Annotated in this window: 29 protein-coding genes; 20 read left to right on the top strand and 9 right to left on the bottom strand. The window is 42.3% G+C overall.

All coding sequences use genetic code 11. From position 1 onward, the window contains the following. Positions 1-127 precede the first annotated feature (127 nt). Positions 128-1,924 carry a sensor domain-containing protein gene (locus AC25JC_RS09150; protein WP_486923903.1) on the top strand — a complete coding sequence of 599 codons (1,797 nt, stop codon included), beginning with the start codon at positions 128-130 and terminating at the stop codon, positions 1,922-1,924. A gap of 20 nt (positions 1,925-1,944) precedes the next feature. After that, a complete protein-coding gene (locus AC25JC_RS09145; RefSeq protein ID WP_486923902.1) occupies positions 1,945-2,421 on the top strand; it encodes a 2-thiouracil desulfurase family protein in 477 nt (158 codons plus the stop codon). Positions 2,422-2,448: 27 nt separating this feature from the next. Here the strand turns inward: AC25JC_RS09145 and AC25JC_RS09140 are convergent, their stop codons facing one another. Beyond that, positions 2,449-2,901, bottom strand: coding sequence for a YcgN family cysteine cluster protein (locus AC25JC_RS09140; protein WP_180036044.1), 453 nt, complete (start codon positions 2,899-2,901; stop codon positions 2,449-2,451). Between the two features lie 167 nt (positions 2,902-3,068). Between AC25JC_RS09140 and AC25JC_RS09135 the strand changes: the two genes are divergently transcribed. Then, positions 3,069-3,227 (top strand): DUF1328 domain-containing protein, encoded by a 159-nt coding sequence (locus tag AC25JC_RS09135; protein WP_005006601.1) that lies wholly within the window; start codon positions 3,069-3,071, stop codon positions 3,225-3,227. Positions 3,228-3,390: 163 nt separating this feature from the next. Here AC25JC_RS09135 and murJ read toward each other — a convergent pair whose 3' ends face one another. Beyond that, complete coding sequence (murJ, locus tag AC25JC_RS09130) at positions 3,391-4,932, bottom strand: murein biosynthesis integral membrane protein MurJ (RefSeq protein WP_180092649.1); 1,542 nt, start codon at positions 4,930-4,932, stop codon at positions 3,391-3,393. 86 nt (positions 4,933-5,018) lie between these two features. Then, a complete protein-coding gene (ampD, locus tag AC25JC_RS09125; protein WP_180116176.1) occupies positions 5,019-5,591 on the bottom strand; it encodes a 1,6-anhydro-N-acetylmuramyl-L-alanine amidase AmpD in 573 nt (190 codons plus the stop codon). Positions 5,592-5,789: 198 nt separating this feature from the next. Between ampD and nadC the strand changes: the two genes are divergently transcribed. Then, positions 5,790-6,635, top strand: coding sequence for a carboxylating nicotinate-nucleotide diphosphorylase (gene nadC / locus AC25JC_RS09120; protein WP_180073339.1), 846 nt, complete (start codon positions 5,790-5,792; stop codon positions 6,633-6,635). 72 nt (positions 6,636-6,707) lie between these two features. Here the strand turns inward: nadC and AC25JC_RS09115 are convergent, their stop codons facing one another. Together AC25JC_RS09115 and rph are read right to left on the bottom strand one after the other, a co-directional pair. Continuing rightward, the gene (locus AC25JC_RS09115; protein WP_180116178.1) at positions 6,708-6,953 is read right to left on the bottom strand and encodes a hypothetical protein; all 246 of its coding nucleotides are present in this window, start codon (positions 6,951-6,953) and stop codon (positions 6,708-6,710) included. 150 nt (positions 6,954-7,103) lie between these two features. Next, positions 7,104-7,820, bottom strand: a complete 717-nt coding sequence (gene rph / locus AC25JC_RS09110) for a ribonuclease PH (RefSeq protein ID WP_111885099.1) — start codon at positions 7,818-7,820, stop codon at positions 7,104-7,106. 176 nt (positions 7,821-7,996) lie between these two features. On the opposite strand from rph, the gene AC25JC_RS09105 reads away from it, so the two are divergent. Further along, the gene (locus AC25JC_RS09105; protein WP_486923901.1) at positions 7,997-8,674 is read left to right on the top strand and encodes a TetR family transcriptional regulator; all 678 of its coding nucleotides are present in this window, start codon (positions 7,997-7,999) and stop codon (positions 8,672-8,674) included. A gap of 60 nt (positions 8,675-8,734) precedes the next feature. Here AC25JC_RS09105 and AC25JC_RS09100 read toward each other — a convergent pair whose 3' ends face one another. Next, positions 8,735-9,352 (bottom strand): thiol:disulfide interchange protein DsbA/DsbL, encoded by a 618-nt coding sequence (locus AC25JC_RS09100; protein WP_111885097.1) that lies wholly within the window; start codon positions 9,350-9,352, stop codon positions 8,735-8,737. Between the two features lie 182 nt (positions 9,353-9,534). On the opposite strand from AC25JC_RS09100, the gene ubiG reads away from it, so the two are divergent. The 14 genes from ubiG to AC25JC_RS09030 all read left to right on the top strand — a co-directional run bounded on the left by ubiG (position 9,535) and on the right by AC25JC_RS09030 (position 21,688). Further along, positions 9,535-10,245, top strand: coding sequence for a bifunctional 2-polyprenyl-6-hydroxyphenol methylase/3-demethylubiquinol 3-O-methyltransferase UbiG (gene ubiG / locus AC25JC_RS09095; protein WP_078190637.1), 711 nt, complete (start codon positions 9,535-9,537; stop codon positions 10,243-10,245). Beyond that, positions 10,245-10,943 (top strand): HAD family hydrolase, encoded by a 699-nt coding sequence (locus AC25JC_RS09090; protein ID WP_078193272.1) that lies wholly within the window; start codon positions 10,245-10,247, stop codon positions 10,941-10,943. The genes ubiG and AC25JC_RS09090 overlap by 1 nt, the downstream gene beginning before the upstream one ends. Before the next feature lie 36 nt (positions 10,944-10,979). Beyond that, positions 10,980-11,729 carry a YciK family oxidoreductase gene (locus tag AC25JC_RS09085; protein ID WP_078190639.1) on the top strand — a complete coding sequence of 250 codons (750 nt, stop codon included), beginning with the start codon at positions 10,980-10,982 and terminating at the stop codon, positions 11,727-11,729. A gap of 168 nt (positions 11,730-11,897) precedes the next feature. Continuing rightward, positions 11,898-12,317, top strand: coding sequence for a hypothetical protein (locus tag AC25JC_RS09080; RefSeq protein ID WP_180121132.1), 420 nt, complete (start codon positions 11,898-11,900; stop codon positions 12,315-12,317). A 232-nt stretch (positions 12,318-12,549) separates the two neighbouring features. Continuing rightward, positions 12,550-12,705 carry a hypothetical protein gene (locus tag AC25JC_RS09075; protein WP_486923900.1) on the top strand — a complete coding sequence of 52 codons (156 nt, stop codon included), beginning with the start codon at positions 12,550-12,552 and terminating at the stop codon, positions 12,703-12,705. Between the two features lie 310 nt (positions 12,706-13,015). Continuing rightward, a complete protein-coding gene (locus AC25JC_RS09070) occupies positions 13,016-13,426 on the top strand; it encodes an RcnB family protein (protein WP_180022986.1) in 411 nt (136 codons plus the stop codon). Between the two features lie 241 nt (positions 13,427-13,667). Then, positions 13,668-14,078, top strand: a complete 411-nt coding sequence (locus AC25JC_RS09065) for an RcnB family protein (protein WP_180116181.1) — start codon at positions 13,668-13,670, stop codon at positions 14,076-14,078. Positions 14,079-14,209: 131 nt separating this feature from the next. After that, positions 14,210-15,562: an amino-acid N-acetyltransferase gene (argA, locus tag AC25JC_RS09060; RefSeq protein ID WP_486923899.1), complete on the top strand. Its 1,353-nt coding sequence runs from the start codon at positions 14,210-14,212 to the stop codon at positions 15,560-15,562. 338 nt (positions 15,563-15,900) lie between these two features. Then, the gene (locus AC25JC_RS09055) at positions 15,901-16,863 is read left to right on the top strand and encodes a sulfonate ABC transporter substrate-binding protein (RefSeq protein ID WP_180024668.1); all 963 of its coding nucleotides are present in this window, start codon (positions 15,901-15,903) and stop codon (positions 16,861-16,863) included. 26 nt (positions 16,864-16,889) lie between these two features. After that, complete coding sequence (locus AC25JC_RS09050; RefSeq protein WP_486923898.1) at positions 16,890-17,879, top strand: aliphatic sulfonate ABC transporter substrate-binding protein; 990 nt, start codon at positions 16,890-16,892, stop codon at positions 17,877-17,879. A 33-nt stretch (positions 17,880-17,912) separates the two neighbouring features. Beyond that, positions 17,913-19,088, top strand: coding sequence for an FMNH2-dependent alkanesulfonate monooxygenase (gene ssuD, locus AC25JC_RS09045; protein ID WP_486923897.1), 1,176 nt, complete (start codon positions 17,913-17,915; stop codon positions 19,086-19,088). After that, the gene (ssuC, locus tag AC25JC_RS09040; RefSeq protein WP_078190647.1) at positions 19,088-19,903 is read left to right on the top strand and encodes an aliphatic sulfonate ABC transporter permease SsuC; all 816 of its coding nucleotides are present in this window, start codon (positions 19,088-19,090) and stop codon (positions 19,901-19,903) included. Before ssuD ends, ssuC begins: the two co-directional genes overlap by 1 nt. Positions 19,904-19,913: 10 nt before the next feature. Beyond that, positions 19,914-20,720, top strand: coding sequence for an ABC transporter ATP-binding protein (locus AC25JC_RS09035; protein ID WP_486923896.1), 807 nt, complete (start codon positions 19,914-19,916; stop codon positions 20,718-20,720). Positions 20,721-21,067: 347 nt separating this feature from the next. Further along, positions 21,068-21,688 (top strand): TetR/AcrR family transcriptional regulator, encoded by a 621-nt coding sequence (locus AC25JC_RS09030; protein WP_078190649.1) that lies wholly within the window; start codon positions 21,068-21,070, stop codon positions 21,686-21,688. A 69-nt stretch (positions 21,689-21,757) separates the two neighbouring features. On the opposite strand, the gene AC25JC_RS09025 is transcribed toward AC25JC_RS09030, so the two are convergent. The 3 genes from AC25JC_RS09025 to AC25JC_RS09015 all read right to left on the bottom strand — a co-directional run bounded on the left by AC25JC_RS09025 (position 21,758) and on the right by AC25JC_RS09015 (position 24,927). Then, a complete protein-coding gene (locus AC25JC_RS09025) occupies positions 21,758-22,324 on the bottom strand; it encodes a 5'-methylthioadenosine/S-adenosylhomocysteine nucleosidase family protein (RefSeq protein ID WP_078190650.1) in 567 nt (188 codons plus the stop codon). 118 nt (positions 22,325-22,442) lie between these two features. Continuing rightward, a complete protein-coding gene (locus AC25JC_RS09020; RefSeq protein WP_078193281.1) occupies positions 22,443-23,519 on the bottom strand; it encodes an aromatic ring-hydroxylating oxygenase subunit alpha in 1,077 nt (358 codons plus the stop codon). Positions 23,520-23,778: 259 nt separating this feature from the next. Then, positions 23,779-24,927 (bottom strand): TDT family transporter, encoded by a 1,149-nt coding sequence (locus tag AC25JC_RS09015; protein WP_486923895.1) that lies wholly within the window; start codon positions 24,925-24,927, stop codon positions 23,779-23,781. Between the two features lie 207 nt (positions 24,928-25,134). Between AC25JC_RS09015 and ribF the strand changes: the two genes are divergently transcribed. Continuing rightward, positions 25,135-26,136, top strand: a complete 1,002-nt coding sequence (gene ribF / locus AC25JC_RS09010) for a riboflavin biosynthesis protein RibF (protein ID WP_249680327.1) — start codon at positions 25,135-25,137, stop codon at positions 26,134-26,136. The last annotated feature ends 38 nt before the right edge of the window (positions 26,137-26,174 follow it).

Genomic DNA, 26,174 nt, shown 5'->3' with positions numbered 1-26,174 from the left:
ATGTAAAAAAGCTTAGGCGAATGTTAACTATAATGTAACAAGACATCCTAGCCCTTATTGATCAAATTAAAGTATCATCGGCAAGATATCCCATTTTAGACTTGCCTGACCCAATTGGACAGATTGTATGAAGCAATCAACAAAGCAAAAGCGAATCGTTCAAGTTCAACAAGGCATTGATCTACCTATAAATTTATTTCAAAAAATGCCCCAAGCCAAGAATATACAATTACAACATAATCAATGCGCTGAATTACGAGAAAAACTGAATAGTCGTAATCAAATGTTAGATGCTAGTGTCGACTGTATAAAATTATTAAGTCTAGACGGTCAAGTTCTGCATATGAACCGCGCGGGATGTTTAGCTCTGGGTGTATCTCCAAATGAAACTGAGTTTGGTATGTCTTGGCATAAATTACTGCCTGAAGAAGTCCGTGACGCGTGTTTGAATGCTTTTGCCGAAGCCAAAGATGGCAAAATATCTCGCTTTGTCGGCATGAGCCAAGTAGCAGATAAACCCTTGGCTTATTGGGATAATATGCTCAGCCCAGTATTCAACGAATATGGCCAAGTCAAAGAAATCCTCTGTGTATCACGTGATATTACGATACAGCGACTGGCAGAAAATAAACTTCAACGCATCATTGAACGAGATGATTTAACAGGTTTATTAAACCGCCGTGCGTTTAGTCGAGTATTTAAAAGCCAATTAAAAGTGGCGCGAGAACATCAGCAACAACTGGGTTTGTTATTAATCGATCTAGATTATTTTAAGCATATTAACGACACCTTAGGTCATAGTGCAGGAGACCATTTACTGCATACCCTTGGGCAGCGTTTTCAGCAATGTTTTGATACAAATATTGTAGTTTCACGTTTAGGTGGCGATGAATTTGCCATTTCTATTCCAAATTTAAAATCGCAACAACAATTACAGAATTTTGCCAGCATCGCCTGTCAGCAAATGGACATGCCCATTTTCTATAATGGGCAAAGTATCAATATTGGTATGAGTATTGGCTGTGCGATCTACCCTCGCGATGCACAAAATACCTCCAATTTACTTAAATGTGCTGATATTGCGCTAAATGATTTAAAAAGCAGTGGTCGTGGTGGTGTACGAATGTTCAACCATACTATGTTCAAAACCCTTGAAAATACTACTCGCCAATTAACGCTTGCACGCAGCTTGATTAAGTCCAATCAAATTATTCCGTTTTATCAGCCCAAAGTTCGTCTTTCTGACAGTCAAGTTATCGGCTTTGAAGCCTTGTTACGTTGGTATGATAAAGACCAACAATTACAATTACCTTCTCAAATTTTTGCTGCATTTCAAGATTATGAATTGGCTTCACGCATTAGTGAAACAATGCAAATTAAAATCTTTCAAGATATTCAAAAATGGATTGAACTTGGACTGCAACCGCTACCGATTTCAATAAATGCTGCACCTGTCGAATTTTTACGTGATGATTATGCGGAAAAACTACTGAATCGCTTAAAGCAGTTTGGTATATCACCAGATATTATTGAGGTCGAAATTACCGAGCAAAGCCTGTCAGAACGTGGCTCAAATTATGTGATTCGCGCTCTCCATTTATTAAAAGAGCATGGCATACACATTTCTTTAGATGATTTTGGTACAGGTCATTCATCATTAACACGTTTGAGTAATTACCCTGTCGACTGTATTAAGATAGACCGTAATTTTGTGGAACGCATGCATACCGACTGTTCAGCACTTGCCATTGTCAAAGCGATTACCCAAATTGGTGCGAGTGTTTCCCTGAATATACTAGTCGAAGGTATAGAGAAACCGGAACAGGTCGATACATTAAAAGAATGTAATTGTCATACTGGACAAGGTTTTTACTTTTATCGCCCGCTCAGTTATGACCATGCGATGGAACTTTTGAGTCACTAAAACTTGTGGAGCAAGACACGATGACACTGAAGTATTTAGTCAGTGCCTGTCTGGCAGGCCAACCCGTTCGTTATGATGCCAAATCGAATACACAACAAGCGATTTGCCAACTGATGCAGACTCACCAAGTCATTACGGCCTGCCCAGAAATGATGGGCGGCCTGAGCTGTCCACGTTTTCCTGCAGAAATTCAAAATGGTCAAGCCACTGATGTGCTCAATGGTACAGCTCAAGTTAAAGATGTTTTGGGGACAGACGTTAGTGCTGAATTTATTGCAGGTGCTCAACGAATGTTAGAATTGGCCCAATTACACAAAGTTGATGTTGTTGTCTTGAAAGATCGCAGCCCGTCTTGCGGCAGCCATTATATTTATGACGGCAGCTTTACCCGTACGAAAATTGAAGGCTATGGAGTAACCACAGCACTCCTCAAACAGCACGGTTTTCAGGTTCTGTCAGAACAAGACATTCTGGCTATGATACAAGATCAACTCTAGATTCAAGATAGAGCGTATCTGTGTCCTTTAGCGTACCCAACGTACAATATAATCTTCAATATCGTCAGGGTTGACGTCTTCTTCACTGATGCAACGCCCTGCGGCAGACTTTCTTGCCTTCAAAATACTGTCACGATTTCCCGTCACTAGATGATGCCAACGTGGTAAATCTTTACCCTCAGAAATTCTACGATAAGCACAGCTCGGTGGTAGCCAATGAAATTGGTGAATCTGATGTGGCGTCAGCTGTATACAGTCTGGAACATGTGATTGACGATTTGGATAATCGGAGCAAGATGCCTTTTCACAATCTAAAAGTTTGCATGCCACTTTGGTGTAGGCAACCTCATGAGTATCTTCATCTTCAAGCTTAATTAAACAGCAAAGCCCGCAACCATCACAGAGTGACTCCCACTCCAAATGGGTGAGTTCAGTCAAAGCATGCTTTTTCCAAAAATGTGGGCGTAGAGTATCGGTCATCTTCTCGCTCGCAACAAAGGTGGCAGGCATATTAACTGAACCTGCACATTAATTCTTTGTTTAAGTTACCGAATATTGAACATTAAATAAACAAAAGACTACATAGTAGGTTTTTTTAGCCTCTTATAATGGGCATACAGAATAAAAAATCACATGGAGATAAAACTATGTTCCGCTGGGCTATTATTTTCGCTGTAATTGCATTGATTGCTAGTCTGCTAGGTTTTGGTGGTGTGGCAGGCTTATCCAAAGACTTTGCTGTTATTCTTTTGGTTATTGCAGTCATACTTGCAATTGTTGGTTTCCTCTCTCGAGGAAAAGTTTAGGCGACGGATTGTATGTCGTTTTAAACTACAAATTACCCCTCTTAGACTCATGGATAAGAAACGTACGTTTTTATCATCTTGAGTGTCAATGAAAAAAATAAGAGCCTATGTGCTCTTATTTTTTTACATCCACGTAAACTTACTACGTTGTGTGGTTTTAGCTTTATGGTTTTAAATGACGTGGTCTAAAGCCTGTTGCAATTAAGGCGATACCATAAGCAGCAACACCAATCACACATAAGATGATCACTTCCGCGACACGCATCCACGCAGATACATCACCGTTGTACCATGTTAAGCCATACCACAGAGCAGCAATCATCACAGCATTGGCTATCGCAAACTGAATCACCAACTTTTTCCAATGCGCACCAAAACGGAAAATATTGCGCTTATGTAAATAAAAATACAGCATCCCTGCATTTACTAATGCGGAACCAGAGGATGCCAATGCCAAGGCCATATGCTCAGCATGCCAATCAATCAGTTTAAAGAATCCAATAAACACCACATTAAGAATGGCATTGGCTGCGACCGCCATTAAACCTACACGTACTGGAGTTTTGGTATCTTGTTGCGCATAAAACCCTGGTGCAAACACTTTAATGAGCATGAATGAAATCACACCGGCACTCATACATTGCAATGCCAATGCGGTCATCTGTGTATCTTCAAAGCTAAATTGACCACGTTCAAATAAGGCCTGAATAATAGGTGTAGAGAGCATGAAAAGCGCAATACTGGCAGGCACACCCACCAAGATAATGACCTTAGCTGCCCAATCAATCATACGGCGGAATTTGTCCTGATCTTGTTCAGCATGGCGTGCAGACAATGACGGTAAAATCACGGTACCAATAGCTACCCCAATCAAACCTAAAGGTAGCTCGGTCATACGTTCAGCACTATATAGCCATGATACTGAACCATCTTGCATAAAAGACGCCCAAATGGTGTTCAACAGTAGGTTGATCTGCGTCACTGAGACACCAAACAGTGCTGGCAGCATCAACTTCATGATCCGATCAACACCTTCGTGTTTGAAGTCTACTTTGGGTGGAATCAGTAATTTTTTACGCCACAGCTCTGGAATCTGAATCGCCAATTGCAAGAATCCTGCTGCGACAACAGACCAACCCAAAGCCATAATTGGCTCAGCCATATAAGGGGTTAACCACAGCGCACCGGCAATCATCGCGACATTGAGTAACACTGGAGCGAACGCAGGTGTACTGAATGAGCCATAACTGTTCAAAATACTGCTGGCAAATGCCGTTAGGGACATAAACAGTAAGTAAGGAATCGTTAGGCGGAACATATCGGTAGCTAACGCAAACTTGTCTGCATCACCATGGAAACCCGGTGCATAGATATAAATAATCGCGGGTGCCGCCACCATCGCGATGAACGTCAAACTAGTCATCACCAGACCTAAACAGCCAAAAACACGGCTAATCAGAATCTGGACTTCGGCATGGGTTCGACTGGTTTTATATTCAGTCAATACAGGAATAAAGGCTTGTGAAAATGCCCCTTCTGCGAATAAGCGCCTAAAAAAGTTAGGAATACGAAAGGCAACCACGAAGGTATCGAAGTCTTTACCTGCACCAAATACATTTAACAGGACAATATCCCGTACCAGTCCCAATACACGGGACAACATAGTCATTGCACTGACAATGACTGTCGAACGCCAAAGCGCCATCGGTATTTCTCACTTTTGAAAGTGCGCCTATTGTAATGAAACTCGTCAAGGAATTTCATTGGTTTATTAAACGCAGTATGTATTGTTTATTTGTTTTTAAAATGATGCAGCTGTTGACGAAAAGCGTTCCACTCAAAAAATGGACCTGGATCTGTTTTACGTCCCGGTGCAATATCTGAGTGTCCGGCGATATGTTGTTGAATTTTAGGATAAGCCTGTTGTAAACACGCCACGACCTCGGTCAGCACGGCATATTGTGCAGCTTCAAAAGGTAAATCATCACTTCCTTCGAGTTCGATGCCTATCGAATAATCATTACATTCTTTTTGTGCTAAATAGGTTGAGCGACCTGCATGCCAAGCTCGATCATTAAAATTGACAAACTGTAGAACTTCGCCTGTGCGCAGGATCAATAAATGTGTCGATACTTGCATCCCTTCAATAGTTTGAAAATAAGGATGTTTCGACCAATCCAACTGATTTTGGAAAAATTGTTCGATATAACCACCGCCGAACTGAGAAGGTGGCAAACTAATATTATGAATGACGACAAGCTGAATTTCGGTATCTTCAGGACGCTGGTTAAAATTCGGTGATGGAATTTGACGCGCACCTAGCAATTGCCCATCCTGCACCTGAAATGTTATTGCTTGTGACATAAAAAAATCCTGTGTCTAAGCCGGCCTGCAATGCTGCAGATCAAAACGCCGAGCCCTACTTGAAAGTTTTAATGCTAAAACTTTCACATTGAAATCTCAATTCAAGTCTGTGAAAGGAGTTAAAAATCGCTCATTTTTAAGGAACAATGCTAATATAACGCGCACATTTTCCTGGGTTAAAAAGATACGGAACTTCTTATGAGCATATCGCAATCTTTGCTTGAACAATCAATCCAAATCAATATTCAACACGCACTACAAGAAGATATTGGCGAAGGCGATATTACAGCCCTGTTAACTCCAGAAGATGAACAAGCCACTGCAACGATTATCAGCCGTGAAGAGATGATCTTGGCGGGTCAGCCTTGGGTTAATGCACTCATTCAGGCTTACGATGCCGCTGTCCAAGTCACTTGGTTGAAACATGATGGTGACCGTGTTGCCGCAGGCGAAGCCTTTTTAAAACTCGCAGGTTCTGCGCGTAGTTTACTCACGGTTGAGCGTCCAGCCTTAAATTTTATACAAACATTATCTGCAGTAGCGACTAAAACTGCTGCCTATGTCCAGCAGCTTGAAGGTTTGAATACTCGTTTACTCGATACCCGTAAAACCTTACCAGGCCTACGTATTGCACAAAAATATGCAGTTGCTGTCGGAGGTGGTCAAAACCATCGCTTAGGTTTATTTGATGCGTTTTTAATTAAAGAAAATCACATCATGGCAGCAGGTGGCATTAGCCAAGCTATTGCTAAAGCGCATACCATTGCTCCGGGTAAACCCGTTGAAGTGGAAGTAGAAACTTGGGACGAACTCAACCAAGCGTTGGAAGCAGGTGCGGATATTGTGATGTTGGATAACTTTAGTCAGCAACAAATGATTGATGCCGTCAAACATGTGAATGGTCGCTGCAAACTTGAAGCCTCAGGCAATATCACTATTGCAAATTTACGTGAAGTGGCAACGACAGGGGTCGATTATATTTCGATGGGTGTGCTTACCAAAGATGTCACAGCGATTGATTTATCGATGCGCTTTAATGCCTAAGCTCTAGGCTTACTCTAAACATAAATAAAGGGTGCTGTCGCACCCTTTTTTCTGCTTAACCTCTAGCATGACTTAATCATCATCTTGCTGTTGTTTTGAACTTCGTCGAGCTTCATCTTCATGCTCGGAGTCCTTTTCATGCTCCGCATCGTCTTCATGCTGCTCGCGCTCATCTTGATCATCGTCCTGATCTTTTGAGTTTTCACTTTGTTCAGAAAAACGACCACCTTCTCGCTCTTGAACCTGATTTCCCAAAAAATCACAACCACTGATCAAAAATACGGTGAATAAAGAACAATACATCATCCAATTTTTCATTTTTAGTCCTTCAAAGCATCCTGATTCTATTAATTTGAGTCAAAGGCACGCTACTGAATAGCCGATTCTTGTTGGATTTTCTATATTCAGCGCATAAAAAAACGCATCCGAAGATGCGTTCTTTATTCAGTTTAAACTGAATCAAACAACTTACCAACCCAAAGCTTCTTGTTGTTTCTTAATTAACTCTTGAATGCCTTTTTCAGCCAATTCAAGCATTTCATTACACTGTGCACGCGTAAATGGTTTGTCTTCAGCTGTGCCTTGAAGTTCAATGAACTCACCTGCTTGTGTCATGACCACATTTAAGTCAGTTTGGCAGTTTGAATCTTCTTCATAGCAAAGATCAAGTAATGCTTCATCTTGATACATACCTACAGAAACAGCTGCAACTAAGCCTTTAAGCGGATCTTGTTTGATTTTTTTATTTTCAAGCAAGACATTCATCGCATCGACCAAAGCAACAGCTGCACCTGTGATTGATGCTGTGCGTGTACCGCCATCTGCTTGAATCACATCACAGTCGATGCTAATTGTATTTTCACCCAATTTTTTCAAATCAACCATGGCACGTAAGCTACGACCGATCAAACGTTGGATTTCTTGTGTACGACCACTTTGTTTACCACGTGCTGCTTCACGGTCACTACGGGTATGTGTAGAACGTGGAAGCATGCCGTATTCCGCAGTTACCCAGCCTTGACCTTTCCCTTTAAGGAAACGTGGCACTGAGTTGTCTACACTTGCAGTACAAAGAACTTTTGTATGACCAAATTCAACCAATACAGAACCTTCCGCATAACGTGTGTAGTTACGGGTAATTTTTACTTCACGTAATTGATCTAATGCTCGTTGGTCGATACGCATGATGAGTCCTTAATCTGACAAAATTGATTGCGGTACATTATAACAGAAGGTACAGCCAGATTCGGGACGCATTCGTGCGCATTTACAAAATCCATTCATCCAAGTTTTGATAGGCCCATCGTACGACATCAGGAAATTTGTTAGACTGAAGCCACGCAAAATTCAGGACGAATTGCATGTCGATACGGGAAGAACGTAAGCAACAAAGTCGTAAAGCTATCCTTGATGCAGCGCTTGCATTGAGTACCACAGGCCGTTCTTTTAGCAGTCTGAGCTTACGCGAAATTTCCCGTCATGTCGGCTTGGTTCCTGCTGCGTTTTATCGCCATTTTCAAGACATGGACGAACTCGGTTTGGAACTAGTCGACCAAATGGCCCTGCACCTTCGCAATGTCCTCAATCAACTGAGTCAGCAATGCTTTCAAGCACCAGATGCACGCACACGACAAAGTCTGGATTATTTATTTCATGCCGTTGAGCAATTTCCTGAGGCATGGATGTTTCTTATTGCTGAACGTTGGGGTGGTTCAGCATTCTTAAGACAAGCCATTACTCGTGAGTTTAATTTTCTCAGTACCGATTTGGCCCATGCACTGGCTCAAGTTGAAGCGACTCAACATATTCAATCCGAACAAGACCTCAAAGTATTGGGACAAATTTTGTTTGAATTGGCCTTAAGTTGGGCAATGCAGTGGATTGACTTACATCGACATGTTGAGCTTCCACAACGTACGGATGCGCTACAACAATTTCGCCGCCAAGCTCAGACCCAAGTTCAGCTCTTATTTCGTGGCATCTTGCACTGGGATCGATCTTTGGCTCAAATCTCTGATCCGCAAAATTTATCGACCTAAAACGCAAAATGTACCGTCATAAAAAAAGCCGCATCGAGTGCGGCTTTTTCAAAACATCTGTTATTTCGCTTTGCGTTCTTTATCAACAAGGAATTTCACGATTTCAACAGTACGTGCATCTTCACCTTGTACGATGTATTTACCATTGACGGTAATCGCAGGCACGCCACTCAATTGATATTGAGCCGCTAAGCTTTTCGCTTGAGCAATTTTTGAAGACACAGCAAATGATTTAAATGTGCTGTTAAATTTCGCTTCAGGAACACCATAACGGGTGTAGAACTTCGCAAATGCGCCTTGTTCTAAGATATTTTTTTGACCCACATGAATGTCATGGAACAATTGTAAATGTGCTTTTTGACGAACGCCCAGTGCTTCCGATGCATAGTAAGCACGCGCGCCTTGTTCCCAAAGTGGATTCATTGCTGCAGGTGTACGGACAAAACGTACATCTTTAGGCAATTGCTTTAACCACGTTTGCATATGCGGTTCTAATGTAAAACAATGTGGGCAGCCATACCAAAAGAACTCACGGACTTCGATTTTACCCGGACGTTCGACTTTAATCGGTTTTGGAATAACTGTGTAATCAGTCCCCGCGACAAATTGCGCTGCCATCGCACTGCCAGAAAAAGCCAAAATAGCTGTTGTAATCGTGCCTAAAAGGAATTTTTTCATTGAACTTATCGTCCTCAAAATCATTATGATTAGTTTATGGCAACACTATAAATCAAATCTGTCGATTTCGTTTTCATTCTGTGAACTTTTTTAAGGCTTTTATCGCTTTTTTTTCAGGACGCGCTACACTAACTCCCATAAACTTTTTTCTAAAATATAAAGACTTGATTGAGGTGCAACCGATGTCGCAATTGAATGTTGATCCACAAGAAATTGCCAAATTTGAAGCTTTCGCAGCCATATGGTGGGATCAGCATTCTGAGTTCCGCCCTTTGCACATGATTAATCCCCTGCGTTTGAACTGGATTGATGAGCATTCAAATGGCATCACTGGCAAGAAAGTATTAGATGTAGGCTGTGGCGGCGGTATTTTAGCTGAAAGCATGGCACGTCGTGGCGCGCAAGTATTAGGTATCGACATGGGCGAAGCGCCATTAAATGTTGCACGCCTACATGCCGAACAAGAAAATGTGCAAAATATTGAATATCGCCAAGTGCCTGTAGAGCAATTGGCAGAAGAACAAGCAGGTCAATATGACGTCGTTACCTGTATGGAAATGCTCGAACATGTACCTGATCCAGCATCAATTATTTTAGCGTGTCAAAAACTGGTAAAACCGGGTGGTCATGTATTCTTCTCGACCATTAACCGTAATCCTAAAGCGTATTTGTTTGCGATTATTGGTGCGGAATATGTTTTACGTATGTTGGCGAAAGGCACTCATGATTATTCAAAGTTTATTAAACCTTCAGAATTAGCTCATGATATTCGTCAAGCCGAGTTAAAACTCAAAGATATGACAGGTTTACATTATAACCCGATCACCAAACGCTATTGGCTCGCACCCAATGTGGATGTGAACTACATGGTTCATACGGTGAAAGAAGCCTAATGAAAGCTGTACTCTTTGATCTTGACGGTACACTGATTGATACCGCGGCTGATTTTATTCGTATTATTCAAGACATGTGCCGTGACAAAGGCATTGCGGTGGTCAGTGCAGAAGATATTCGTGTACAAGTATCTGAAGGCGCGCGTGCGATGGTCAAACTGGTCTATCCAGAGTTAGACGTTGAAGATCCTGTCTTTCTGGCACATCGTCAACGCTTTTTAGATCTGTATGGTGCTGATATAGCCGTCGATACAGACCTATTTGAAGGCATGTATCCACTACTCGCAGAGTTAGAACAACATCAAATTCCGTGGGGCATTGTCACCAATAAGCCGCGTTCACTCAGTGAAGCGTTGCTCAAAGCGTTGAATTTAACTGAACGCTGCTCGGTATTGGTTTGCCCAGACGATGTCAGTAAAACCAAGCCAGACCCAGAGCCGATGTATTTAGCAGCCAAGCACATTCATCTAGATGCTCAAGACTGTATCTATGTCGGTGATCATCCACGTGATATCGATGCCGGTCGTAATGCGCAGATGTACACAATTCTTGCGGCTTATGGCTATTTACCTTTACAACACAAAGATGACTTAACAGCTTGGCATGCAGATTGTATAGTGAAGACTGTTGCTGAATTGCATGAAGTCATTCATGATTTGGTCATCAAACCGAAAACGCTAAACACAGCGACTTTATAACGATAGAACACAACACAATAAAACGAGGAGGTACGGATGAAATATTCAGAATATCAACCTCGCCCCGATCTGCTCAAAGATCGCATTATCCTGATTACAGGTGCGGGCGATGGTATTGGCCGTGCGGCTGCCCTCAGCTATGCCTTGCATGGCGCAACCGTGGTTTTACATGGACGCACACTGAATAAACTAGAAGTGATTTACGATGAAATTGAAGGATTGGGTGCCCCCCAACCGGCGATTTTACCGCTACAACTGTCTAGTGCCTCTCCTCGTGATTATGAGCTATTGGTCGACACCTTAGAAAAGCAATTTGGTCGCCTAGACGGCATTTTGCATAATGCCGGGATTTTGGGTGAGCGAACTGAACTAGAACATTATCCTGTGGATGTTTGGGATGATGTTATGGCGGTGAACCTTCGTGCGCCTTTTGTACTGACTCAAGAGCTAATGCCATTACTGCAAAAATCTGAGCATGCCTCAGTGGTCTTTGCCAGTTCGGGTGTGGGACGTGAAGCCCGTGAACGTTGGGGCGCGTACTCGGTCTCAAAAATTGCCATTGAAGCCGTGAGTACATTGTTCGCCAAAGAAAATGAACACCCCAATATTCGTTTTAACTGCATTAATCCCGGTGCGACACGTACTGCCATGCGTGCAAAGGCGTATCCAGACGAAGATCCAAAAACTTTGCCTACGCCTGAAAGCATCATGCCTGCATATTTATATTTAATGGGTGACGACAGCTTGCATTTAACCGGTGCCAGCATAGATGCCCAAGATGAATAAGCTGAAAGCCAATTTAAAAAAGGAAGCGCGAGCTTCCTTTTCTATGTATTGAATGCCTACAAAACATCATTAACCGACTGATTTCGCGGTGTCCACGCGAAAGTCGACTTGAGTTTTTAGCAAATTTGCCGATACTTGGGGCATTCTTTAAAAACATTGGATTGATACATGTCTGACTTTAGCAATATTACAGTGACTCCAACTGAGGATGGCATGGTTAACCTACTGGTCGATGGTCAACCGATTTCAGCAAAATATGGCATGAAATTCGACCCGAGTATCGTGGACGATTTAAAGGGCTTAGATGTCGGTCAAAATGCAAAATTATTTGAACAATTTATTTTTTCGCATACTGACTTAAACTTTGAGCATGCCTATTTCTATGTCACTTGCATTCAAAAGCAAGAAGCAGGCTATCAAGTGATCACTAACTTTGTTTATCGCATCATTGCGCAAGATCAAGCACCGTTTGAGCATGTGATTACCAAACAAGGTGCAGCAATGACACCTGAAGATATTAATGAATTTATTCAAGCTCATATTCAAAAATCATTAACGGATTATACCGACCTGAAATACGCATACTAATTACGTTCCAAGTGACACATTTAGAACTAAAAAGGGCCATTTGATGCCCTTTTTTTAAACTCTTAGATTAGCATTTGAAATTCAATAAGCTTTGATCAATAGACAGCTTCATTACCCAATTTGCCGTTGATCGTATTTTTAAATTATTTTTATAATAATATTCGGTTTTTCAAATTAAATATAAAAGCATAGACTGCTTGCCATGACATAGACCGACGGCAAGGAGACCCAAATGGCTGATCAAAAACGCAAAATTGAAACCATTCGTTCAATTGAAAACTTACAACTGACTGAAAATTTGATCTCTGCAATGGATGATGCCGAGCAAGCTGAATCTGTGGCTCTAGCAATTTATTCACTCCAATGCCTAAACGAGCAGTGGTACTAAAACCCGAAGTTACCCACCGTTTTCATTCCAGTATCTCTACCCTATTTGCCCATCAAGACTTGATGGGCGTTTTTGATCGTGCTTACAATAGACCTCAAATTTGATCAAGACTGCATTGCAAGGATAAAAAGCACGCATTATCGGACCATCGCTTTCAAGATGGAAAGATTGTTCTCGGCGCCAAATTTATCGCATAATATCCGCAATCTCTTCGTTTTATTTAAAGAAATATTCATCTTTCTTCACAGTTTCTCTGCATTTAATGCGTACAGTAGTGATATTGAAGATAAATTACTCATGAGGGTTGAACATGAAAAAGATTTTGCCAATTTTGGCTATTTCTTTCAGTGCTTTAATAGCAAGCAGCATCACGTCTGCAGCGCCTCACTTCAAGAACGATGAACGTGGCTTTGATGGCCCACGCGGCAATGCATATGGTCAAATGAAAAAAGATCGTGATTACCGTGGTTATCAGGACGATGACGATCTTGAAGATCGACGCCGTATGCGTGAACAACGTGGAGTCAAACGTTTGCAACAACATAAATGGCAAACGGGCTATGTGATGCCACAGCATTATCGTGGTAATGGTTATAAAGTCGATTATAAAGACCATAACTTACCTAAACCATCGCGTAATCAGCAATGGTATAAAATCAATAATGACTACATATTGGTCAACTCAGATAGTAACAGTATTCTGAAAATTTTAGGTATGTAAGCCGTTTTGAATTTAATTTCGCCATATTTTAAAGCCCAGATCAACTCTGGGCTTTTTTTATGAGGTTTTTTTAATGTTTAACCGCAAAAGCTGATGCTGCCTAGCGTTCAGATCATTTACACACCTTCAAATTTCCTCCATACATTTCACAATTCAACTATATTGCCCCCACGCTTTCTCTGAACTTTCTCGCTAATTTTGAATCATCAAAAAACAGATTAGAAATGTATAGAGGTGTCCCATGAACAAAATCGTATCGAGTTTAGTTCTTTCCGTATCGGCTTTGATGGCAACAACAGCAGCCATTGCTGCGCCAGACCATCGTCAAGATGACCGCCGTTACCATCCGTCATACCAACATCAAGACAACCGTTGGAACAAAGATCACCGTCCGAGCAATTGGAATAATAACAACCGTTATGACAATAATCGCTACGACCGTAATGACTTTCGTCGTGTAAATCCAAGCCGCGATTGGCGTGTTGGTCAAAGCTTTCCTCGTTATTTCGATTCAAGCCGCTACAAAGTGAGTGATCGTGAAGCGCGCCGCTTACCGAACACCGGTCGTTATCAACAATGGTACAAAATCAATGGTGACTACGTGCTAGTCAATGATCGTACCGATCGCATCATTCGCATTAAGAATGGCTAATCATTCGACGATCTCTTAAATCCCTTTCCCAACACCTGAACACTGTTCAGGTGTTTTTTTATATTTGCTTTCCGCTGTCATATGTTTTTGTTTAGAATCATCCATACCAGAGCGAATAAACAGGCATAGGCATGCAAACGAATATCACTGAACCATCTTCCAGCACAACCTTACAGTATGTGCATTGGTTCCGTCATTCTGCACCCTATATTAATGCGCATCGCAACAAAACCTTTGTCATCATGTTTGATGGTGAAGCGCTGCAACATGAAAATTTTCAACACATTATTCACGATATTGCCTTATTACACTCGCTTGGTATTCATCTAATTTTGGTGCATGGTGCCCGTCCGCAAATCAATCATAATTTACAAAGCAGCGGCATCCAGACACCATTTCATCATCATCGTCGCATTACCACTCGCGAATCCTTACCTGCAGTGATGAATGCTGTTGGCTCCATTCGTCTGCAAATTGAAGCCCTCCTATCTATGGGTTTAGCCAACTCACCGATGTACGGCGCGCGTATTGATGTGGTCTCAGGTAATTTGGTCACGGCAAAACCGTATGGCATTCGTGACGGTATCGATTTTCAACTGTCTGGTGAAGTTCGTTCCGTCGATATTGATGCGATTCAACGTCATTTAGAGAGCCAAAACATTGTGGTGCTTGGGCCGACAGGTTATTCCACTACAGGTGAAGTGTTTAATTTATTGGCTGAAGAAGTTGCGACCAAAACTGCGATCAGTTTAAAAGCGGATAAGTTAATTTTCTTGGGCAAACAACACGGTTTGCACAATGAACATGGGCAGCTACAACGCGAAATTACACCTCATCAACTTGATCAGCATATTTTGCAATATCAAGATTCTAATCCCGATATTGCCCTGCATTTAAGCGTTGCTAAAGATGCTTCTTTACAAGGCGTACACCGTGTTCATCTTATTTCATATGCCTATGATGGCGCATTGATCGAAGAACTGTTCACGCGTGACGGTTCTGGCACCATGATCACGGATGCGCATTATGAAGAAGTGCGTACTGCCGATATTCAAGATGTGGGTGGCTTAATCAATCTCTTACGCCCTCTCGAACAAGAAGGCATCTTGGTTTATCGCTCACGCGAGCGTTTGGAAAATGAAATTGGACAATTTGCAGTGATTGAACGTGACGGTACGATTTTGGCTTGTGCTGCGTTGTACCCGATTCCTGTCACAGGGGATGAAAAACGTTCTGCTGAAATCGCGTGTGTGGCTGTGCATCCGGGGTATCGAAAATCAAATCGTGGTAGCCAAATTTTGCATTATTTAGAAGAAAAAGCGCGAGATTTAGGTATTGAACAATTGTTTATTTTGACCACCCGGACAGCGCATTGGTTCCTTGAACAAGGTTTTGAACAAGTCAGCGTCGATGACTTACCAAATGCCCGTCAGGCCTTATATAACTACCAAAGAAACTCATTGGTTTGTAAAAAGTCACTTTAAAGTGGCTTTTTTTATGCGCTGAATAGCATTATTTTGCATAAGGTTATGCCTAATCCCTTGGCTATCCCCTCAAATCACTTTGCAAGCCATAGAATAACCATATCTACCATTTAAATAACCCAAATAAATAAAATAACTTCAATAACTTAAAATAATACTTCGACACATTATATGTTTTTATAAAATCATAATTTCTCATAAGTTTTGCTGATTTTTATTTATCTTTTTTCCTGATTTTAAATTTAAGTTTTCTTATTTTTTTCGAAAAAGAAAAATCTTTAGCTTATGTGTTCATAAATCAACAGTTCTGCACATTTAGACCTTTATAGGAGCAACACATGCGTACTCACAAAGCAAAACTCTGGACAAAAACACTTGTACTGTCTACAGCGGTTGTGGGTGCCATGATGATGTCGGGCTGTGGCAAAAAAGAGGCTGAAGAAAATGTCACCTTAAATATTGGTTTCCAAAAATATGGCTTATTGCCAATTTTAAAAGAACGCGGAACCTTAGAAACAGCCTTAAAAAGCCAAGGTGTAAATATCAAATGGGTGGAATTTCCTGCTGGCCCACAGCTGCTAGAAGGTCTCAATGTAGGCAGCGTGTCATTTGGTGAAGTCGGTGAAGCACCGCCTATCTTTGCTCAAGCCGCTCAAACCGATTTGGTTTACATTGCCAACCAACCTGCTGTTCCAAAAGCTGAAGCTTTAATTGTGCAAAAAGATTCGGCTATTCACAGTATTCAGGACTTAAAAGGTAAACGTGTGGCCTTAAACAAAGGCTCAAACGTGCATTACCTGTTGCTCAAGTTGTTGGAAGCCAATCAGCTTAAATTTAGCGACATCAATGTCGTGTATTTACCGCCTGCCGATGCACGAGCTGCCTTTGAAAAAGGTGCAGTCGATGCATGGGTAATTTGGGACCCGTTCCTTTCTGCCGCTGAGCATCAACTTAATGCTCGCACCATTGCCAATGGCGAAAACTTGGTGAAGAACTACCAGTTCTATTTGGCCGATCGCAAATTTGCTCAGGAAAATCCAAAAGTCCTGCAAGCTGTGGTGAATGAGTTGAATTTGACCACGCAATGGGTCTCAAAAAATCAAGATGAAGCGGCCAAGTTACTCGAAGGCAAAACCGGCTTAGGTCTAGATGTACTTAAAACATCAATTTCTCGCTTAGGCAATCAAGTGACGCCGATTACTGCACAAGTGGCGCAAGAGCAGCAGCAAGTCGCTGATGCGTTTTATAACGAAAAATTAATTCCAAATAAATTAAATATTGAGTCGGCCATTATCAAATAAGCCGACGACAGCATAAGGGCGATGCCATGCGTATTCTAAGAACATTTTCCATACTGACTTTAGCCACTTTGGCCCTTGGACTCAGTGCCTGCCAAAAACAAGAAACAGCACAGCAGGATGGTGAAAAACCAGCTGAAACAGCCGTAAAAACCTTGGTTATCGGTTTCCAAAAATCAGCCTTAAATTTACTGGTTGCCCGTGAACAAAAGCTCTTTGAACAACAATTTCCCGGTGCTCACATTGAGTGGAAGGAATTCCCTGCTGGCCCACAAATGTTAGAAGCCCTTGCGGTCGGTGCGGTGGATTATGGCTATGTCGGCAACACCCCGCCTATTTTTGCCCAAGCTGCCAATAAAGACCTGAATTATATTGGCTATGAAGTGGTGCCTGAACAGTCGCTTGCTGTCGTGATTCCAGCGGATAGCTCAATCAAAACCATTCAAGAATTACGTGGCAAACGCGTTGCTGTACAAAAAGGCTCGAGTGCGCATGAGTTATTAGCCAAAACTTTAGAAAAAGCCGGTTTGACTTGGAGCGATATCCAACCAATTTGGATTCCACTAGCAGATGCACGTGCCGCATTTGATAAAAAATCAATTGATGCATGGGCCATTTGGGACCCGTTTTTATCTGCAGCGGAGTTGGATGCTCAGGCTAAAGTGCTGATTCAATCTGATGATTTTCCAAAGACCTATTCATTTTATGTGGCAAATCCAAAAGTCGTTCAAGCGCACCCTGATGCCCCAGCTAAATTTTTAAAGGCCTTAGACGCTTCCGATCAGTGGATTGTGAAGAACCAAAATGTAGCTTTAGAGATTTATAAAAACAGCACAGGGCTACAAAAGAATATTGCTGCGCAAGCCTTTTCACGCCGATCTAAACCATCTCCTGTGCGCTCGCTGACACCCGAGGTCATACAAGCACAGCAAAATATTGCGGACTTATTTAAACAAGTCCAACTGATTCCAAACAACATTCAAGTCCAAAAGCAAGTTTGGACACCTTCATCACATTGATACCCGAGCCATCAAAAATACAAGGAACTGAACATGAAAATTTTCTGGTTTATCCCTACCCACGGTGACAGTCGCTACTTAGGAACAAGTAAAGGTGCACGCCAAGTCGATCATGCCTACATGAAGCAAATTGCAGTAGCGGTGGATAATCTTGGCTATGAAGGCGTTCTGATTCCAACAGGTCGTTCATGTGAAGATCCATGGCTTACAGCTGCAAGCTTGATTGATGCCACTAAAAATTTAAAATTTCTAGTCGCGCTACGTCCAGGGGTGACAACGCCTGCACTGACTGCACGTATGGCTGCAACTTTTGACCGTTTATCTGGCGGTCGAATCTTACTCAACTTAGTCACAGGCGGCGATGAGCAAGAACTCAAGGGTGATGGTGTCTATGAAGATCATGCGACGCGTTACCAAACTGCAGCAGAATACACCACGATTTGGCGTGAAATTTTAACCCGTTCACATACTGGTGAAAACTATGCCTTCCATGGCGAACGCCTGAGTGTGGACGACGCAAAATTACTTTATCCACCGGTACAAAAACCGTATCCACCACTATGGTTTGGCGGTTCTTCAGAGGCAGCTGTTGAACTGGCAACGGATCAAGTTGACACCTATTTAACTTGGGGTGAGCCACCTGCTGCGGTAAAAGAAAAAATTGCAGTGGTGCGTGAAAAAGCCAAAGCCAAAGGACGTGAACTGAATTATGGCATTCGTTTACATGTCATTGTGCGCGAAACCAATGAAGAGGCATGGAAAGCAGCAGAAGAGCTGATCCAATATGTCGACGATGCCACCATTGCAGCGGCGCAAGCCAAGTTCAAAACCATGGACTCTGTTGGTCAACGCCGTATGGCTGAACTGCACAATGGCGACCGTAGCAAATTAGAAGTATCGCCAAACTTATGGGCAGGTGTTGGATTGGTTCGTGGTGGTGCAGGTACGGCACTCGTTGGTGATCCTGAAACGGTAGCCGCACGTATCCAAGAATATGCCGATCTCGGGATTAATACCTTTATTTTCTCTGGTTACCCACACCTTGAAGAGTCGATCCGTTTCGCAGAATTGGTGTTCCCACTACTGCCATTGGAAACGCGTCAGAAATTGGTTCAACCTAACTTAACAGGCCCGTTTGGTGAGATCGTCGCGAACAACTACACCCCAGATGAAAATAAAAAAGCTGGAAAGATTCAGGAGCCGGCCTAATGTCCAAAACTGTTTCTGTTGAAACCTTCAAAGCACCGAAGGTTTCACGTGGAACACAACTCGGGCAGCGTTTGCTGCCTTGGTTGTTTCCTATTGCATTAATTATTGTATGGCAAATTGCCTCTGTTACAGGGCTGTTAGAAAGTCGTATTTTGCCTGCGCCAAGTGCGGTAGTGGTAGCCTTTTGGAACTTACTGATCAGTGGTGAACTGTGGAAGCATGTTCAAATCAGTGCGGGTCGTGCTTTGGTTGGGCTTTTAGTTGGGGGTGGATTAGGTCTTTTTTTAGGGCTGCTGAATGGTTCATCCAAAACAGCATCGACGCTACTCGATACCACGCTGCAAATGATCCGTAACATTCCTGCTCTTGCCCTGATTCCATTGGTGATTTTATGGTTTGGGATCGATGAATCGGCCAAGCTTTTTTTAGTCGCTATTGGCGTATTCTTTCCCATTTATATCAATACCTATCATGGTATTCGTTCTGTAGACCCTCAACTGATTGAAATGGGCAAAAGCTACGGTTTGAGTGGCTGGCAACTATATAAAGAAATCATTCTACCGGGGGCGATGCCGTCTATTTTGGTTGGTCTGCGTTTTTCACTCGGTCTCGTTTGGGTTTTGTTGATTGTGGCAGAAACCATTTCTGCACAAGCCGGCATCGGTTATATGACCATGAACGCACGCGAGTTCCTGCAAACCGACATCGTCTTGGTCGGGATTTTATTGTATGCCCTACTCGGTAAATTAGCCGATGTACTGGCTGTTGCCTTAGAAAAATATTTACTCCGTTGGCACTCGGGTTACCAAAAATAAGGAGCATATGATGACCGATTTAAGTATAAGCCGTCATGCAGACGACTCAACCCAACCTCAGCGTTCTTCTGTCGAGGATATCAACCCCCATGCGGTGTTGGGCGCAGAGATCCTGATCGAACAACTACACAAATTTTATGGCGATGTTAAAGTCCTTGAAGACCTTGACCTGCATATTCAACCCGGTGAATTCTTGGCGATTGTCGGTCGTAGTGGCTGTGGTAAAAGTACCCTGCTTCGCCTCATCGCCGACTTAGAAAAACCGAGTTATGGCGAAATTAAATTTAAGTCTGCTCGTCATATTCGTGAAGGCATCACCAGTGATGATATTCGTGTGATGTTCCAAGACCCTCGCCTCCTGCCTTGGCGTAGCATTGAGAAAAATGTGCAACTCGGTTTAAGCAAAGACCAACATGCCAATGCCACAGCACTCCTCGAGAAAGTTGGTTTAAAAGACAAAGCGGGGCTTTGGCCAACACAGCTATCAGGGGGGCAACGTCAACGTACTGCACTGGCACGTGCTTTGTCACATAAACCACGCATTTTGCTGCTAGATGAACCACTGGGTGCGCTCGATGCCTTAACACGTTTAGATATGCAGAATTTGATTGAAAAACTCTGGACTGAACAAGGTTTTACCGCGATTTTGGTCACGCATGATGTAAGTGAAGCCGTGCAGTTAGCAGACCGAATTATCTTGCTGGATAAAGGCCATATTGCCAAAGAATTTCGTGTCGATTTGACCCGCCCACGAAAAAAAGGCATTGAATTTACTGAACTTGAACAACAAGTCTTACAAGCAGTGTTGGCCACTTAAGCTGTACTTGTGCAGGAAATCATCACTTAAACCGTGTGACTTCCTGTCCTATTCAAGAACAATATCGCAACAAAACCATATTTAGCATGGAGGGGAGATTTATCGCCTGTTGACAAATACATCACAAAAATTACGATAAATCATATAAATTCATGACTAAAAATAATGATTTATTTAAATTTCACCCTAAAATGATTATTTGAAATATTATGGCATTCGTCGTATTTATTTGACCGTTGAACAGAATAAACTGCCAAAATTCATAAAATTAAAAACGATGATTGTGCACAAATCTGTTGATTTGCCGTACAATTCAATATTCCCTTTTCATTTTCTTAAAAGAGCTAATGGAACAAAAAAAGAGTACCCAGAAACGCCACCAGTTGCTTAATGCAGCACTGGATGTCTTTTCCCTGTATGGCTTCAATGGCGCCAGCTTGGATGAGATCGCACAGATTGCAGAAATGCATAAATCGAATATTTTCTATTACTATGAAAATAAAGAAGCGCTTTATGTTGAAGTTCTGACAACGGTTCTACAAAAGTGGCTTGCTCCGCTACAAATGTTGGAAGCAGACCTTGAGCCTGAAGAAGCGATCACCAATTATCTATTGCAGAAAATTGAAGTATCTCGTACCCAACCGAAAGCCTCACGTTTGTTCGCACTTGAAGTCATTCAGGGCGCACCACACATTCTTGAAATTTTAAAAGGTCCACTAAAAAAATTAGTGAAACGCAAAGCCAAAGTCATTAGCAACTGGCAAGAACAAGGCAAAATTTCAAAAGATATTGATCCAGAACTTTTAATTCTGAACATTTGGGCAATCACGCAAAACTATGCTGACTTTGCAACCCAAATGGAAATGGTCACTGGAAAAACCTTACGTAATCGCAGTATGCAACAACGGATTATTCAACATACCGTTCATATGATGCTTTACGGTGTAATTCCACGCCCAGAAAAGTAAATTGAATTGGGTCGAATTGGCATACGACCATAGCATTCTATGGTCGCCGACCGAAATTAGCTAAATGCCTTATTTTACTGTTTGATATAATTCCAATAATTTCTTTGCGCCGAATAATAAATTTTCTTCCCAATCCAGATGTGCTGTGTCATTCGCACCATCGGTAATATATTTTACCGACACAAAGCGAACACCCAGTTTTTTACATACTTTAGCGATTGCGTAGCCTTCCATATCGACAAGATTACACGGTACTTTCGGCAGCCCAGTTTCAAAGCTGTCGCCTGTACCACAAATTCCTTTAGGTAAATGACTAAACATGCTCTCTGGCTGAATTTCAGCAGGATGATCGGTATCCATCGGGGTCACCCCTACATCAAAACCCAAAGGCGATACATCCATATCCCGTTGTACAAATTGAGCTACTTCAACCAAAGCATGTGCATCAAAATGTGAACTTCCCGCAGTGCCCAAATTCAGCAAAGTATGACATCCGGTTTTTTGAATCACATCAAAGGCTTTAAATGCGGCATTGACTTTACCAATACCACTGTAATGTACTTCAATGCCTGCGGCTTCAAACAAGCCTTTAGATTCACTCGGCAGTGCCATAATTAAAGCGATTTGCTGACGCATAGCGGTCTCCTCAAATTGATGCCTTCATATAGCATACATTTGCACGTGCGCAGAAAAAATCAGCTTCAAAAATCACATTGCTCAGAAAAATAAACTCCTCAAGCAGATTCAACTGCTATCAAATTTGAAATTGCATCGGACGTTTGCCAATAAAAGATGGTGCCAATTGTTGGTCGTGACGTAAGGCATCTAAAATCTTCTCTAAGGCAATATGTGCCATATCCCCTCTCACACTATGTGAATGGGTCATTGGCATATGCTCGATGCCCGCTCTTCGCGCTGACAAAATTTTAATGTCTTGTTTGTTGACCACCCAAGTATAGGCATTCACAGCCGGCATCAATGCCTTAGACAGCAATTTTGGAATCGGAAATTTATAACTAACACAGGTATAAACCCTTGACTCATACGGCCCCACAGGGCTAATCAGACTATTAAACACCATGCCCGATGGCTCTCCCCAATGGTATTCCACCAAGGTAATATTCGGCGCGATAAAACTGTCGCGGTGGACTTGTTCTGCACCATGCGGATTGGTCAGCCATGGCATCATGCCGACATCTGCATCATGGTCATGGTAGTCAACGACTACTTTGCGCGGCCCCACATCTATGGTGGCATCCACGGCTTTTCCCGACTCTGAACGAAACCAGCCTTCATGCACAAATATGGTATGAGTCACATCCATAATATTCTGTGCAACAGCGCCCATCTCGCCATCATAACTGCCGACCATGTAGTAGCTGACCCAACCAGCTTGATCATAAAATGGTAATTTAAATATTTCTGGGCGTTCTTGTTTTGGCTTTTCACCGAGATAAATCCATACCACCCCATCTTGCTCACACACATCAAAACTACGCTGTTTAAAGGGATGCGGTTTTTCTGGAAAAAACTGCCCATTGACACTGGGAATATGCGCCACATGGCCATCACCCTGATACGACCAGCCATGATATGGACACGTCACGCAGCCATCAGTCATTTTACCCTGAGACAAAGGCACGCCACGATGTACACATTGATCGAGCAATGCAGCAGCTGTTCCATCTTTTTGTCGGAACAGAACAATTTTTTTACCATACAGGGTGGCTGAAAAAGGCTGATCTTTTTTGAGTTCTTTAGAGGTACAAGCGACGTACCATTCTTCTAATAATCCTTTGGCATCATCCCAAAAACTGGTTTGATTACACATAATTCGATCCTTATTTTTATCTTTTTTGTTTTAATCCATAATCCTTACTCTAGCACCTACACTACAAGCAAGTTTATATCTCGAAGCCTGTTGATCTCTCGAAAATACGCGCAAATTTTATACATGAATGTTTTGCTTGGATAGCAAAATAACGTAACTGCATCACACGCTTGCACAAGCTCTATATTTGTTTGCTGAAATCCGTCAAAGCCAACGCGCTATATTTTTCTTCAACGGATTTACATTCACCCGACATCAATTAAGATGCGCGCAGAGCATCACAATACGCTTTTAAACACGGAGAAAAAAATAAGGTGCCGCGATAAAACCCTTGTATGGTTTTCAGCATTACCAATATCCAAAGCGTAAAGAGCAATACTGCAAAAAAAGTACTGAACTGTTCAATAGCGTGTAACTGCGTTTGTTTCGCCAAATTGATGACCGCCAAATTAAAAACGCCGAATGGAAACGTCATCGCCCACCACCCGAGATTAAAGGGTAAATCTCGTAAATGTTTTAGTGTGATGAGTATAGCGATTCCAAACCACCATACACCAAATCCGAGTAGAACAAGGGCTGCGAACACGCCACCTTGAAGTAATACTTGTCCCAAATCAGCCAAATCTACTGCTGTCAAAATACGTGGGGCTTGCTCTCCCAAAAGTAACAGCGCTAAAGCCCCTGTCCCAATCGGTCCTAAGGCCAACCAACTGCTGATTGCCATCTCCTTGCTTGGCAATTGATGTAAAGCCAGACGCAGCAACAAGATGCTTAAGATGGCAAATGCTGGAAATACTGAGATCCCCCAAAGCAAATAACTCCCCAGCAAAATATGGACAGCATGGGCCTGTGCAGGTAAATGCGCCAACAATAAACCGCCTGAACTGGCAGCCACCTCGCAAGCCACTATCGGCAATAACCATACTGCAGTCATGCCTTGCAGCGCATGTTGCTGACGACTAAACATCAGAAATGGAACACACCATGCAATCGCAATTGCCATCAACACATCGACATACCATAAATATTCAGCCCATGTGATGATGCTCACGCCCAAAAACTCAGTGTACAGCGTGGTGCCAAATTTCAATGCGCCATTGATCAGGGTTGCCAGTGCCATGGGGATCGCCCCAAGAAATAAACTCATCACCGGATGCTGGAAAATCTGCTTGGCTTCTTGTGGGTATAAGATCCATCGGCTGAGATACATCCCACTAAACAATATGAACAACACGATACTGATCTGCCACAGCGCTGCTCCAAAGGACCACATCCACTGCGGCGCCAACGCTATAGATGGTAAAATGAGGGCCACCACACCTGTGCCCATCACCACCGTAAACCAGTTTGGGGTGAAATGACGAATCAAGTCTTGTTTATGCTGGAGTTGATAAAATGGCATTTTCATCGCATGATGCTCATCAAAATGGAATGTCTATAGTTTAAGCACACCATTAAATAAGAAAAATTGATTAATATTTATTTTTATAATTTATTTTATTGATAAAAAGTTCATCTCTGCATAAAAAAACTTGAGTAAAAACACAACAACAAGACGAACGCAGAAGATTATGGCAATATATACCCTCAAACATTTTCAACAATTGATTCGCCCATGAAGCTGCTCCGTCTAAATGCTTTAGCGCCCCACTTAGAACTCCCCAAAACTGCCGTGACCATTGGCAATTTTGATGGCGTACATTTGGGTCATCAAGCGATGGTCAGCCAGCTCAAAGACATAGCACAGCAACAAAACTTAAAAACAGCTGTGATGATTTTTGAGCCACAACCACTTGAATTCTTTAAAGCTTATGACGCTCCACCTCGAATCAGTTCACTACGTGAAAAAGTCGAATATTTAACTGAACTGGGCGTCGACTATATTGTGGTGGCGAAATTTGACAATGCCTTTCGTAATCTCAGCGCTGAAGAATTTGCCGATATTTTAAAAAATAAACTCAATACACAAAGTTTAGTTTTGGGCGAAGATCATCACTTTGGCAAAAACCGTCAAGGCAATAGCGAATTTTTACGCCAATACGGCTTCCAAGTTACAGCCCTGCAAAATGTCGAAGTCGATGGCGAACGTGTCAGTTCAACACTGGTTCGTCAGACATTACAAGCAGGCGACCTTGCCCATGCCGCAAAGCTTTTAGGTCGTCCTTATAGCATCACAGGTCGTGTGCAATATGGCGATCAAATCGGTCGCACGATTAATTTTCCTACCATTAATGTGCGTTTAAACCGTCATAAACCTTGTTTAAATGGCATTTATGCAGTCGATGTCATTTGTGAAACCGAATCTTTAACAGATAAAGTAAAAAACGAAAATACTGACAAATTAGGGGTTGCAGGTTATGCACCCTCTGCCCTGTTTGGTGCAGGGCATGTTGGTACGCGTCCCGCGATTAAACAGGAACATCCTGAATGGCGATTAGAAGTACATTTTCCTGATGTTTCTGCTAATCTGTATGGCCTGTTAATGCGGGTGACGTTCTTGAACTTTTTACATGGCGAAAAGGACTACCCTTCGCTTGAAGCATTGAAAGCGGGAATTGATGACGACGTCGAAAAGCTCCTTGAGTTTCGAGGTCAGCACCCTCATTTCCCCTTTTAAACCCCCGATTATTTATTGTAAAACGCGTCAGTCAACGG

Source organism: Acinetobacter sp. P37 (genome assembly GCF_057480965.1).
Note: the sequence above shows the minus strand (reverse complement) of the source record. Positions and strands in the feature narration are given on the sequence as shown.

Bases quoted from the DNA above. Each gene is read 5' to 3' on its own strand.
- AC25JC_RS09150 (WP_486923903.1), top strand. From the start codon at position 128: ATGAAGCAATCAACAAAGCAAAAGCGAATCGTTCAAGTTCAACAAGGC.
- AC25JC_RS09145 (WP_486923902.1), top strand. From the start codon at position 1,945: ATGACACTGAAGTATTTAGTCAGTGCCTGTCTGGCAGGCCAACCCGTT.
- AC25JC_RS09140 (WP_180036044.1), bottom strand. From the start codon at position 2,901: ATGACCGATACTCTACGCCCACATTTTTGGAAAAAGCATGCTTTGACT.
- AC25JC_RS09135 (WP_005006601.1), top strand. From the start codon at position 3,069: ATGTTCCGCTGGGCTATTATTTTCGCTGTAATTGCATTGATTGCTAGT.
- murJ (WP_180092649.1), bottom strand. From the start codon at position 4,932: ATGGCGCTTTGGCGTTCGACAGTCATTGTCAGTGCAATGACTATGTTG.
- ampD (WP_180116176.1), bottom strand. From the start codon at position 5,591: ATGTCACAAGCAATAACATTTCAGGTGCAGGATGGGCAATTGCTAGGT.
- nadC (WP_180073339.1), top strand. From the start codon at position 5,790: ATGAGCATATCGCAATCTTTGCTTGAACAATCAATCCAAATCAATATT.
- AC25JC_RS09115 (WP_180116178.1), bottom strand. From the start codon at position 6,953: ATGAAAAATTGGATGATGTATTGTTCTTTATTCACCGTATTTTTGATC.
- rph (WP_111885099.1), bottom strand. From the start codon at position 7,820: ATGCGTATCGACCAACGAGCATTAGATCAATTACGTGAAGTAAAAATT.
- AC25JC_RS09105 (WP_486923901.1), top strand. From the start codon at position 7,997: ATGTCGATACGGGAAGAACGTAAGCAACAAAGTCGTAAAGCTATCCTT.
- AC25JC_RS09100 (WP_111885097.1), bottom strand. From the start codon at position 9,352: ATGAAAAAATTCCTTTTAGGCACGATTACAACAGCTATTTTGGCTTTT.
- ubiG (WP_078190637.1), top strand. From the start codon at position 9,535: ATGTCGCAATTGAATGTTGATCCACAAGAAATTGCCAAATTTGAAGCT.
- AC25JC_RS09090 (WP_078193272.1), top strand. From the start codon at position 10,245: ATGAAAGCTGTACTCTTTGATCTTGACGGTACACTGATTGATACCGCG.
- AC25JC_RS09085 (WP_078190639.1), top strand. From the start codon at position 10,980: ATGAAATATTCAGAATATCAACCTCGCCCCGATCTGCTCAAAGATCGC.
- AC25JC_RS09080 (WP_180121132.1), top strand. From the start codon at position 11,898: ATGTCTGACTTTAGCAATATTACAGTGACTCCAACTGAGGATGGCATG.
- AC25JC_RS09075 (WP_486923900.1), top strand. From the start codon at position 12,550: ATGGCTGATCAAAAACGCAAAATTGAAACCATTCGTTCAATTGAAAAC.
- AC25JC_RS09070 (WP_180022986.1), top strand. From the start codon at position 13,016: ATGAAAAAGATTTTGCCAATTTTGGCTATTTCTTTCAGTGCTTTAATA.
- AC25JC_RS09065 (WP_180116181.1), top strand. From the start codon at position 13,668: ATGAACAAAATCGTATCGAGTTTAGTTCTTTCCGTATCGGCTTTGATG.
- argA (WP_486923899.1), top strand. From the start codon at position 14,210: ATGCAAACGAATATCACTGAACCATCTTCCAGCACAACCTTACAGTAT.
- AC25JC_RS09055 (WP_180024668.1), top strand. From the start codon at position 15,901: ATGCGTACTCACAAAGCAAAACTCTGGACAAAAACACTTGTACTGTCT.
- AC25JC_RS09050 (WP_486923898.1), top strand. From the start codon at position 16,890: ATGCGTATTCTAAGAACATTTTCCATACTGACTTTAGCCACTTTGGCC.
- ssuD (WP_486923897.1), top strand. From the start codon at position 17,913: ATGAAAATTTTCTGGTTTATCCCTACCCACGGTGACAGTCGCTACTTA.
- ssuC (WP_078190647.1), top strand. From the start codon at position 19,088: ATGTCCAAAACTGTTTCTGTTGAAACCTTCAAAGCACCGAAGGTTTCA.
- AC25JC_RS09035 (WP_486923896.1), top strand. From the start codon at position 19,914: ATGACCGATTTAAGTATAAGCCGTCATGCAGACGACTCAACCCAACCT.
- AC25JC_RS09030 (WP_078190649.1), top strand. From the start codon at position 21,068: ATGGAACAAAAAAAGAGTACCCAGAAACGCCACCAGTTGCTTAATGCA.
- AC25JC_RS09025 (WP_078190650.1), bottom strand. From the start codon at position 22,324: ATGCGTCAGCAAATCGCTTTAATTATGGCACTGCCGAGTGAATCTAAA.
- AC25JC_RS09020 (WP_078193281.1), bottom strand. From the start codon at position 23,519: ATGTGTAATCAAACCAGTTTTTGGGATGATGCCAAAGGATTATTAGAA.
- AC25JC_RS09015 (WP_486923895.1), bottom strand. From the start codon at position 24,927: ATGAAAATGCCATTTTATCAACTCCAGCATAAACAAGACTTGATTCGT.
- ribF (WP_249680327.1), top strand. From the start codon at position 25,135: ATGAAGCTGCTCCGTCTAAATGCTTTAGCGCCCCACTTAGAACTCCCC.